General features: G+C 66.3%; 6 protein-coding genes and 3 pseudogenes. 8 read left to right on the top strand and 1 reads right to left on the bottom strand.

Annotated elements, in window-relative coordinates; translation table 11 throughout:
- From JCM9942_RS07040 to JCM9942_RS07030, 3 genes and pseudogenes are all read left to right on the top strand, one after another.
- A pseudogene (locus tag JCM9942_RS07040) lies at positions 1–466 on the top strand (RNA methyltransferase); the annotation flags it as partial.
- 52 nt (positions 467–518) lie between these two features.
- Positions 519–1,445 carry a phosphate/phosphite/phosphonate ABC transporter substrate-binding protein gene (locus JCM9942_RS07035; RefSeq protein WP_054658699.1) on the top strand — a complete coding sequence of 309 codons (927 nt, stop codon included), beginning with the start codon at positions 519–521 and terminating at the stop codon, positions 1,443–1,445.
- Positions 1,442–3,586 carry a putative bifunctional diguanylate cyclase/phosphodiesterase gene (locus JCM9942_RS07030; protein ID WP_054658697.1) on the top strand — a complete coding sequence of 715 codons (2,145 nt, stop codon included), beginning with the start codon at positions 1,442–1,444 and terminating at the stop codon, positions 3,584–3,586. Before JCM9942_RS07035 ends, JCM9942_RS07030 begins: the two co-directional genes overlap by 4 nt.
- 1 nt (position 3,587) lies before the next feature.
- Here the strand turns inward: JCM9942_RS07030 and epmB are convergent, their stop codons facing one another.
- Positions 3,588–4,616: an EF-P beta-lysylation protein EpmB gene (gene epmB, locus JCM9942_RS07025; protein ID WP_054658695.1), complete on the bottom strand. Its 1,029-nt coding sequence runs from the start codon at positions 4,614–4,616 to the stop codon at positions 3,588–3,590.
- 100 nt (positions 4,617–4,716) lie between these two features.
- Here epmB and efp point away from each other — a divergent pair, with 100 nt between their 5' ends.
- From efp to JCM9942_RS07000, 5 genes and pseudogenes are all read left to right on the top strand, one after another.
- Complete coding sequence (gene efp / locus JCM9942_RS07020; RefSeq protein ID WP_054658693.1) at positions 4,717–5,283, top strand: elongation factor P; 567 nt, start codon at positions 4,717–4,719, stop codon at positions 5,281–5,283.
- 112 nt (positions 5,284–5,395) lie between these two features.
- A complete protein-coding gene (locus tag JCM9942_RS07015; protein WP_054658691.1) occupies positions 5,396–6,739 on the top strand; it encodes a TRZ/ATZ family hydrolase in 1,344 nt (447 codons plus the stop codon).
- Positions 6,740–6,782: 43 nt separating this feature from the next.
- Positions 6,783–7,504 (top strand): annotated as a pseudogene (ubiG, locus tag JCM9942_RS18180) (bifunctional 2-polyprenyl-6-hydroxyphenol methylase/3-demethylubiquinol 3-O-methyltransferase UbiG).
- Entirely contained in the window at positions 7,501–8,190 is a 690-nt protein-coding gene (locus JCM9942_RS07005; protein WP_054658687.1) for a phosphoglycolate phosphatase, read from the top strand. The pseudogene ubiG and the gene JCM9942_RS07005 overlap by 4 nt, the downstream one beginning before the upstream one ends.
- Before the next feature lie 21 nt (positions 8,191–8,211).
- Positions 8,212–8,521: pseudogene (locus JCM9942_RS07000) on the top strand (phytoene/squalene synthase family protein); the annotation flags it as partial.

Here is an 8,521-nt window from a genome sequence, read left to right as displayed (position 1 = left end):
GTCGCCAAGGCGGGGGAACCGGCGGAGGGTGGCGTTCGTGTTCGGTCGCGAGCGCACGGGGCTGACCAATGACGAGCTGCAGCTGTGCCACGCCGCCGTGCATATTCCGTCGGATCCCGGGTTCAGCTCGCTGAATCTGGCGGCTGCAGTGCAGGTGCTGGCCTACGAGGTGCGTATGGCGGCGCTGGAAAGCCCCCGCGGCGCGCCGCTGGCAGCGGCCGATCAGCCCCCCGGTCAGGACGATACGCCGGCCAGCCATTCGCAGATCGAAGGCCTGTTCGGACAGCTGGGCGATACCCTGGACCAGATCGATTTCCACAAGGGCCGCGCGCCGGAATCGGCGATGCGCAAGTTGCGGCGCCTGTTCATGAAGGCCGAATTGAGCGAGCAGGAAGTGCGACTGCTGCGCGGCATCCTGTCCGATGCGCAGCGCATGGCGCGGCTGGCCGCACAGCGACATGACTGAGAGGTGAATCACGCTTCGTGATTTCCGGTACGCTTGGACGGTCAACAGGGGAGTGGCCGTTTTGGGTGTGCTGCGATGGCTGTGGGGAGCCGCGCTGGCATTGGCTGCACTGCAGCCAATCGCGGCAGCGGCGATGGAGCGTTCGGTGCTGGTACTGGGGCGGATCAGCGATGATCCGAAGGCCCACTATGACCAGCTGAAGCCTCTGCTGGACTACGTCGTCCCGCGCATGCGTGATGTGGGGATCCGTGAGGGCCGGATACTGATGGCCAAGGATGCCCAGCAGATGGCCAGCTACCTGCGTCGTGGCCGGGTGGACTGGGTTACCGAGACCTCGGGTACCGGCATGGCACTGGAGCAGCGTGCCGGCGCACGGCCGCTGCTGCTGACCGAGCGCAACGGCGTCAGCAGCTATCGGAGTGTGTTCTTCGTCCGCCGTGACAGCCCGGTCACCCGGTTGGAGGATCTGCGCGGTCGCACGCTGGCGATGCAGAGCGTGCTCTCCACCAGCGCCTACCTGGTGCCGGCGATGACCTTGCTCGATCACGGCGTGCAGCCGGAAATACTCCTCAGCCCGAAGGATGTGCCCGCCGCCGATTCGGTGGGCTATGTCTTTGCCCGGTCGGAATTGAACATCTCCACCTATGTGCACAAGCGTCTGGTCGATGCCGGCGTGATCAGCAACCTGGACTGGGAGGACGCGCGCAGTGTGCCGCCAGCGTTCCGTACGGACCTGCGGGTGATCCATCGCAGCGAACCGCTGCCGCGTGCACTGGAAATGGTGCGGCGGGATCTGGACCCGGCGGTGCGCAGGCGGTTGCAAGAGGTGCTGCTGGAGGCCAGCCGGGATCCGCAGGCCAGGGTGGCGCTGCACAAGTTTTTCGGCACGACCGGCTTCCACGCCGTGGACCCTGCCAATCAGCGTGCACTGGCCCGCCTGCGTGCCGGTCTGGTACGTGTGCGGATGGAGGTGGAATGAAACAGATCCGCTTCGGATTGCAGGCGCGCTTCCTGCTCGCGATGGCCGGAGCCTTGCTGGTGGTCGCTGCGATTGTGGCGTTGATACTGGCACGGCAGGCCGCGACGCAGCGCGAGGTGTTGCGGATCAGCGGCGAAGTGGTGGCACAGGTTCTGCAGCAGGGCGTTCGCAAGCAGGGCGTGGCGCTGGCCGAGTCGTTGGCGGAGGCGCTGGTGAATCCGCTGTACTACTCGGATCTGGATGCGATCGGCGCGGTGGTGCGCAACACCGTCAGCCAGAAGGCGGTCAGCTATGTGCTGGTGCATGATCCGGAGGGGCGTTTGATCCACGACGGTTCGATGGACGTGGCCAGCTACGGGCGGCAGATGCAGGACCCGCTGGCACAGGGCGCGATCGCCGCCACGGCGCTGCGGGTGCAGGAATCGCCGTCGGTGCTGGAGGTGGATCTGCCAATCCGCATTGGCGGGCAGCCGATTGGCGGGTTGCGGTTGGGGATGGGCCTGTCGCAGATGCAGACGCAACAGGCCGAGGCCCTGCAGATGCTTGAACTGCGCATGCGCGAGAGCGGGCGCCGGCAGCTGGGGTGGGGACTGTTGCTGATGGCGGCGCTGATCGGTTTTGCCTGCGTGATGGGCTTGTATGTGCAGCGCACGCTGGTGCGCCCGATCCGCTGGCTGGGCAGTGCGGCGCGACAGATCGAGGCCGGCGATTACCAGGTGCAGGCGCAGAGCACCCGGCTCGGCGGCGAGGTGGGAGAGCTGATCCGCACGTTCGGCCGCATGAGCCAGAGCATTGCCAAGCATGACCGGGAAGTGCGGCAGATGGCCTACACCGATGCGCTGACCGGGCTGACCAACCGGCTGGCGTTTCGCGAGGCGCTCGATCACCGGCTGCTGGGCGCGCGCGCCTCCGGTGGTGCCCTGGCCCTGCTGTTTGTCGATATCGATGAGTTCAAGCGGGTCAATGACACCCTGGGGCACGAGGCGGGCGACGAGGCGCTGCTGCAGTTCGCCCAGCGCATCGCCGGCGCGCTGGAGCAGGAGGGCGACGATGAGGCGCTGCTGGCGCGCTTTGGTGGTGATGAGTTCGTGATCCTGATCGGCGATGGCCGTGGCGCGGCGGGCAGTACCGCCACGCGGCTGGCCGAGCGCCTGGTGTGTGATCTGGGGCAGGCGCTGAATGTGCAGGGGCGCGAGATTTTCCTGGGCAGCTCCATTGGCATCACCTTGTTCCCGGAGGATGCCGGTGATGCCAGTGCGCTGCTCAAGAACGGCGACATCGCCATGTACCAGGCCAAGATGGCCGGCAAGAACTGTTTCCGCTACTACAACCGGGCGATGGATCACGCCGTGGAGCGGCGCCTGCATCTGGAGCAGGAGTTGCGCGGAGCATGGGATCGGGGCGAGCTGCGACTGGTCTATCAGCCGATATTCCGTACCCGCGACCGCATGCTGGTGGGCGCTGAAGTGCTGCTGCGCTGGCAGCATCCGGTGCTGGGCGCCATTCCACCGACGGTCTTCATCGATGTGGCCGAGCAAAGCGGGCTGATCCAGCAGCTCGGGCCCAAGGTGCTGGACGCGGCCTGCCACCAGGCACGGCAGTGGCCGCGCAATGCGTCCGGCGAGGAACTGTTTGTCTCCGTCAACATTTCACCGCGACAGTTGCGCAATGGCGATCTGATCGGCGAGGTGGGGCGTTGTCTGCGCAGTTCCGGCTTGGCCGCTTCGCGCTTGCATCTGGAGCTGACCGAAACGGCGGTGATCGGCGATGAGATGCTGGCCGCCTCTTTGCTGGAAAAGCTGCATCGCACCGGCGTGAAGGTGTGGCTGGATGATTTCGGCACCGGCTTCTCCGGCTTGAGCCATCTGCGCCAGGTGCCGGTGGACGGGGTCAAGATCGACCGCAGTTTTGTCGCCGACCTGCAGCGCGATCCGGATGATCTGGCGCTGACCACGGCGATCATCGCCATGGCCCACGCGCTGGGCATCACCGTGGTGGCCGAGGGTATCGAGCAGCAGGGCCAGTTCGATCTGCTGGAGCAGCGTGGCTGCGATCTGGCCCAGGGCTACTGGCTCAGCCGCCCGCTGGAGACGGACGATCTGGTGCGCCTGATCGACGCGACCGTCATCGAGTCCTGCTGAATCAGAGTGGACGTTTGCTGGTATCGCCGGGAAGTTCGCGCACCAGTTTCGGCACCAAGTAGCCTGACAGCCGGGCCATCAGCCCGGCATGCAGGGCGGTTGCGCGCTCGTCGCTGACTTCGAAATGGGCCACACCCTGCACCCGGTCCAGTTGATGCAGGTAATACGGCAATACCCCGGCGGCGAAGCTGCGTTCGCTCAATGCGGCCAGGGCATCCAGGTCGTCATTGACCCCGCGCAGCAGCACGGCCTGGTTCAGCAGCTGGGCACCGGTGCCGCGCAGGCGGGCGAGCGCGGCATCCACCGCCGTGTCGAATTCCTGCGCATGGTTGGCGTGGATCACGAACGCCACCGGCCAAGGGAGCTGGTCCAGCCACTGCACCAGCTCCTCATCCACCCGCTCGGGCAACACCACCGGCAGGCGGCTGTGGATGCGCAGCCGCCTGATGTGCGCGATGCCTGCCAGGGCGGTGGTCAGTTCGGCCAGTTTGGCGGTAGTCAGCGACAGCGGATCGCCGCCGGAGAGGATGATCTCGTCGATCGAGGGATCGGCGGCGATCGCGGCTACCGCGTCTTCCCAGCCGTTGCGGGCGGCGTTCTCCCCGGCATAGTCGAAATGGCGGCGGAAGCAGTAGCGGCAATGGATGGCGCAGCTGCCGGTGGCGACCAGCAGGGCGCGGCCACGGTACTTCTGGATCACGCCGGTGGCCTTCTTGGCGGCCCCATCGCCGACCGCATCGAAACTGAATCCGGGGACGACCTGCATTTCCGCGTCAATCGGCAGCACCTGCCGCAACAGCGGATCGGACGGGTCCGCGCGCCGCATCCGCGCCACAAAGCTGCGCGGTACCCGCAGCGGGAACTGCGCCAGTGCCTCGGCCGAAACTCCCAGCTCCTGGGGATCCAGCGCCAGCGCCGCCAGCAGCTGGGCCGGGTCGCGGATCGCCTGCCGCCAGTGCTCCTGCCAGCGGGGCGCAGGCAAGGGGATGACGGCTTTTTCTGGAGTGAGGGCGGGGGCTGCGGTTATCATTGGCGGTCAGAAAACAGATGCCCCACCTGACGGCGGGCGTTCCATTCTAATCCGGCCGGCCGCTCCCCGCGGCGGTTTCGTCTTTTCCAGGAGTTTCAGTATGGCCACTTACGGCATGAATGACGTCAAGAACGGGATGAAGATCCTGGTCAATAACGAACCAGCGGTCATCACCGATACCGAATACGTCAAGCCGGGCAAGGGCCAGGCGTTCACGCGCGTCAAGTACCGTCTGATCCGGTCCGGCCGCGTGCAGGAAATCACCATGAAGGCGACCGACGATCTGGAAGCCGCGGACGTGGTCGATACCGACATGCGCTTCCTGTACGCCGATGGCGAGTACTGGCACTTCATGGATCCGGAATCCTTCGAGCAGGTGCAGGCCGACAAGGCCGGCATGGGCGGCGCCGAGAAGTGGCTCAAGGGCGAGGAGGACTGCGTGGTCACGCTGTTCAACGGCCAGCCGATCTTCGTGCAGCCGCCGAACTTCGTCGAACTGAAGATCACCGAGACCGATCCGGGCGTGCGGGGTGACACCTCCGGTGGCGGCGGCAAACCGGCCACGCTGGAGACCGGGGCGGTGGTCCGTGTGCCGCTGTTCGTCAACCAGGATGAAATCATCAAGGTTGATACGCGTTCGGGCGAATACTCCGCGCGCGTCAAGTAAGCAACACGATGCAGGCGCCGCCACCCTTCACCCACAGCTTCGCGCTGCAGGTGTGGGGGATGCGGCGCCTGTTCGCATCCGGCGTCCGCCGGAACCTGTCCTGTAGGTGGTGATGACCGTGAGTGAAGTGCAACCCCAGCCATGTGATCTTCTGATCGAAGCCGGTTACGTGGTGCCGATCGAGCCGCATGCGGTGGTGCTGGAAGACCACGCCGTGGCGGTGGCCGATGGCACGATCGTGGCAGTGTTGCCGCGCGCCGAAGCGCGCCAGCGATTCAGGGCCAAAGAAGTGGTGTCGCGCCCGGAAGCGGCGCTGATCCCGGGCCTGGTCAATGCGCACACGCACAACCCGATGACGCTGCTGCGTGGCGTGGCCGACGACCTGCCATTGATGACGTGGCTGCGCGAGCACATCTGGCCGGTGGAAGCGGCGGTGATCGGACCGGAGTTCGTCGCCGATGGCACCCGTCTGGCCATTGCCGAGATGCTGCGCGGTGGCACCACCTGCGCCAACGAGAACTACTTCTTCGCCGACGTGCAGGCTGCGGTGTACCGGCAGCACGGCTTCCGCGCGCTGGTGGGTTCGGTGATCATCGATTTCCCCAGCGCCTGGGCCAGGAGCGATGATGAATACTTCGCCCGTGCCGCCGAGCTGCACGATGCCTGGCGCGGCGATGCGCTGATCGGCACCGCGTTTGCGCCACACGCGCCCTATACGGTGAACGATGCCAACTTCGAGCGGGTGCGGATGCTGTCCGACCAGCTCGATATGCGGGTGCATCTGCACACGCATGAAACCGCGCAGGAAGTCAGCGACTCGATCAAGCTGCACGGCCAGCGCCCGCTGGCGCGGCTGGACCGGCTGGGGCTGGTCAACGAGCGCCTGATCGCGGTGCATATGACTCAGCTGACCGAGGCCGAGATCCACCTGTGCGCCGAACGGGGCGTCAGCGTGGTGCATTGTCCGGAATCGAATCTGAAGCTGGCCTCGGGCTTCTGCCCGGCCTGCGCGCTGGCAAAGGCCGGCGTGAACCTGGCCATCGGTACCGACGGCTGCGCCAGCAACAACGATCTGGACATGTTCAGCGAGAACCGCACCGCGGCGATCCTGGCCAAGGCTGTGGCTAACGATGCCACCGCGCTGGATGCGGCGACCACGTTGCGTGCGGCCACGCTGGGCGGCGCACGCGCGCTGGGCTTTGGCGACCGCATCGGCTCGATCGAGGTCGGCAAACAGGCCGATCTGGCCTGCGTGGACCTGTCGGCGCTGGAGACCCAACCCCTGCATCACGTGCTGTCGCAGCTGGTGTATGCCGCCGGTCGCCACCAGGTCAGCGATGTCTGGATTGCAGGCAGGCCCAAGCTGGTCCAGCGTCAGCTGGTCGATATGGACATTGCCGCGATCACCGCCAATGCGCGCCAGTGGCGCGACCGCATCCGTACCATCCGCGCCTGACCGCGCAACCGGCCGCCACGCGCGGCCGCAAGAGGAAACCGATATGAGCGCAGCTTCCAGCTCCACCAATTTCGATCAGGCCGAACTGGACAAGTTCGCCGCGCTGGCCAACCGCTGGTGGGACGCGGATGGCCCGCAAAAGCCGCTGCACGCGCTCAACCCGGTGCGGCTGAAATACGTTTCCGATCGCGTCATGCTGCGCGGCGCCAAGGTGCTGGACATCGGCTGCGGCGGCGGCCTGCTCAGCGAGGCGCTGGCCAAAGAAGGCGCGAACGTCACCGCGATCGATCTGGCGCCGGAACTGGTCAAGGTCGCGCGCCTGCATGGCCTGGAGTCGGGCGTGCAGGTCTATTACCGGGTGCAGGCCGCCGAGGATCTGGCCGCCGAGCAGCCCGGTGCGTTCGACGTGGTCACCTGCATGGAAATGCTCGAGCACGTGCCGGACCCGGGCGCGATCATCGCCGCCTGCCAGCGCCTGCTGCGTCCGGGCGGCAAGCTGTTCCTGTCCACCATCAACCGCACCGCGGCGGCCTTTGCGGTGGCCATTGTCGGCGCCGAGTACATTGCCCGGTTGCTGCCCAAGGGCACGCACCACTACCAGGAATTCATCAAGCCGGCCGAGCTGGGCGCATGGTTGCGCGAGGCCGACCTGTCGCTGCAGGACGTGTCCGGCATGGCCTACGAGCCGTGGCGCAACCGCGCCCGCCTGAGCAGCCGCACCGACATCAATTACCTGCCTACGCGGTCAAACCGGAACAGGCATGACTTCGGCGGCGTTTCCGGCGGCGGTGCTGTTCGATCTGGACGGCACCTTGCTGGACAGTGCACCGGATTTCGTCGCCACCGCCAACCGTATGCGCGAGGCGCGACAGATGCCGCCGGTGGCTCCGGAGCAGCTGCGGCCGGTAGTGTCCAAAGGCTCGCGGGCGATGCTGGAAGTGGCCTTCCCGCAGATGGCAGAGAGCGAGCGGCATGCGCTGATCCCGGAATTCCTGGACATCTACGAGTCGCTGATCGGCCAGTACGCGCGCCTGTTCGACGGTATCGAGCCGATGCTCGAGGCGTTGGAACAGGCCGGTGCCCGCTGGGGCATTGTCACCAACAAGCCGGAGTATCTGGCGCGGCTGATCGTGCCGCAGCTGGGCTGGGAGCAACGTTGCGCAGTACTGATCGGCGGTGACACGCTGGCCGAACGCAAGCCGCACCCGCTGCCATTGCAGGTGGCGGCGCAACGCATCGGTATGGCCGTGACGAGCTGTGTCTACGTGGGCGATGACGAGCGCGATATCGTCGCCGCCCGTGCAGCCGGGATGCCCTCGGTGGCGGCGTTGTGGGGGTACCGGCTGGACGACGATGACCCGGCCACCTGGGAGGCCAACCGCATCTGCACGCTGCCACATGAACTGTGCCAGCCGGCGGCGTGGCCGACCGTTTATCGGGCTTCGGTCTGATCCAATTATTCGAGGTATGACGTGAGTAGTGCGCTGGACAGCTTCCTGGACAAATGGCGTGCGCGGTGGCCGGAATGGACCTTCGTGGAGCGTTTCGTCGATGAGGCCGATCGTGCCCGTGCGGTGGCGTGGTTCGCGCTGCTGCAGGAGTTCGATGACATGCTCAATACAACCGGTGATACCACGCCGGTCGATGCCAAGCTGGCCTGGTGGGGCGAGGAGCTGCGCAGCTGGAACACGCAGCGTTCGCGTCATCCGCTGGGGCGGGTGCTGGAACCGGTGCGTGCGCCCTGGGCGCAGTTGGCCGACGCCTTGCCTGGCCTGATCGCTG

It is taken from the genome of Stenotrophomonas pictorum JCM 9942 (assembly GCF_001310775.1).
Lineage (GTDB): Bacteria > Pseudomonadota > Gammaproteobacteria > Xanthomonadales > Xanthomonadaceae > Stenotrophomonas > Stenotrophomonas pictorum.
Note: the sequence above shows the minus strand (reverse complement) of the source record. Positions and strands in the feature narration are given on the sequence as shown.

What these genes read in the sequence shown, in the direction of transcription:
- JCM9942_RS07030 (WP_054658697.1), top strand. Translation starts at nt 1,442, where the DNA reads ATGAAACAGATCCGCTTCGGATTGCAGGCGCGCTTCCTGCTCGCGATG.
- epmB (WP_054658695.1), bottom strand. Translation starts at nt 4,616, where the DNA reads ATGATAACCGCAGCCCCCGCCCTCACTCCAGAAAAAGCCGTCATCCCC.
- efp (WP_054658693.1), top strand. Translation starts at nt 4,717, where the DNA reads ATGGCCACTTACGGCATGAATGACGTCAAGAACGGGATGAAGATCCTG.
- JCM9942_RS07015 (WP_054658691.1), top strand. Translation starts at nt 5,396, where the DNA reads ATGACCGTGAGTGAAGTGCAACCCCAGCCATGTGATCTTCTGATCGAA.
- JCM9942_RS07005 (WP_054658687.1), top strand. Translation starts at nt 7,501, where the DNA reads ATGACTTCGGCGGCGTTTCCGGCGGCGGTGCTGTTCGATCTGGACGGC.